The sequence below is a fragment of the Delftia sp. ZNC0008 genome, assembly GCF_000799035.1.
GTDB lineage: Bacteria > Pseudomonadota > Gammaproteobacteria > Burkholderiales > Burkholderiaceae_C > Comamonas > Comamonas tsuruhatensis.
On the sequence record NZ_JTKZ01000867.1, the window covers coordinates 1 to 1,628 of the forward strand.

General features: G+C 46.4%; 2 protein-coding genes. Both read left to right on the top strand.

Annotated elements, in window-relative coordinates; genetic code table 11:
• Positions 1–583 (top strand): RHS repeat-associated core domain-containing protein (locus L995_RS34755; protein WP_269431540.1); only part of this gene is annotated, 583 nt, incomplete at its 5' end.
• Between the two features lie 58 nt (positions 584–641).
• Positions 642–1,220 (top strand): tetratricopeptide repeat protein, encoded by a 579-nt coding sequence (locus L995_RS32545; RefSeq protein ID WP_082001650.1) that lies wholly within the window; start codon positions 642–644, stop codon positions 1,218–1,220.
• Positions 1,221–1,628 lie beyond the last annotated feature (408 nt).

Sequence of the window (1,628 nt, forward strand, 5' to 3'; positions counted from 1 at the left end):
GGACCCCTGGGGCAATGTGCTGCAGGAATACAACCCGCAAGGCATCCACCAGGCGATCCGGCTGCCAGGGCAGCACCATGACAGGGAAACAGGGCTGTATTACAACCGGCATCGGTATTACGATCCGGTGGTGGGCAGTTATATCAATCAGGATCCGATCGGGTTGATGGGCGGGGTAAACTTGATTAAATATCCATTTAATCCAAATGCGGATATTGATCCATTTGGCTTGTTCGGGTTTGGAAATATTTTTGAAGATGCAAAGAAAATGTGGGAAGTAAAGGAAAAGGGTGATCAAATAAATGATGCAAAAGAAACGGCGGATCTAGTGAAAGAGATCGGGAATAAAGGGCGTCGACGCAGAGAGCTTCAAGATAAGATATCGAAATGCATACTTGCTGTCCCTGATGTTCCAAAGGGGTGTGAGGATTTGTCTGCTATGGAGAAAGAGATTGATACTCTAATGAAGGAAGGCGTTAAGGATGTCGGGAAAGTCGCAAAAGACGCTATAGAGAATACGCCTGGAACCACAGCGACTGGACCTGTCTCAAATCCTAAGATACCAATTAAATTCCCTTGGTGATAGTATCTCATTAAAGTAAGACAATTTCATTGGAAATAAATTTATTTCATGGAGATTTATGCCGTTTCAAAGAAGAATATTGTTACTAGTAATTTCTTCACTTTTCCCTTTTTTGTTTGTTTTGCCGTCGTTTGCGCAGAAGAAAGAAGCCTTATGTCAAAAATATGCAAGATCAATAGAGGAACTGAAAAGAGCGGCCTCTGACGGGGATATCCATTCTCAACTATGCCTTGGTGAAATTTATTTAAATGATGAAGGCAGTTATCGAGACTATAAAGAAGCTTTTAAATGGTTTTTTTTGGCCGCGAGTAACGGCGATGCGAATGCTCAGTATATCGTGGGTGTTTTGAATGATGACGGGAAAGGTGTCCCTCGAAATTTTAAAGAGGCATTGAAGTGGTATACATTATCTGCCGAGAACGGAAATCAAAAATCTCAGTTAATGATGGGATTAATTTACAAAGAAGGCGAAAAGGTTAAGAGAGATTACAAAGAATCAATGAGATGGTTTCATCTCGCTGCGGCGCAGGGAAATAGAGATGCACAATTTCAGCTAGGTTTGATGTATGGGCTGGGGCGCGGTACTCCTCAAGATTCAAATGAGGCAAGAAAGTGGTTTGATTCTGCAAAAAGGTGATTTATGTCAATGTTGCCGGTAAACTCGCCAACAAATGAAAGAAGCGCAATATCTCTGTAGATTTTTCTCACATTGCTCATGACCTGCAGTTCGTCCTCACGCCGATACAAGAAAATGTGGTGCTGCACCGTCGATGCACTTCCTCCAGGACGACCCCAGCCACACGCCAGCCCTAGTCCTCATGAAAACGATGCTCAGCGCCATGCCGTGCGAGATGCAGCAAGAGCCTACCTGGCACCTGCGCCACACCCTTGAGCACGGCCTGCCGCCCGGCGCCCAGGCCATGCTGAGCGAATAGGCCGAGGGCGGCGCACGCATGTTCGGTATGCATGCAGGCCCAACAGCAGGAGCAGGAGCAGGAGCAGGAGCAGGAGCAGGAGCAGGAGCAGGAGCAGGAGCAGGAGCAGG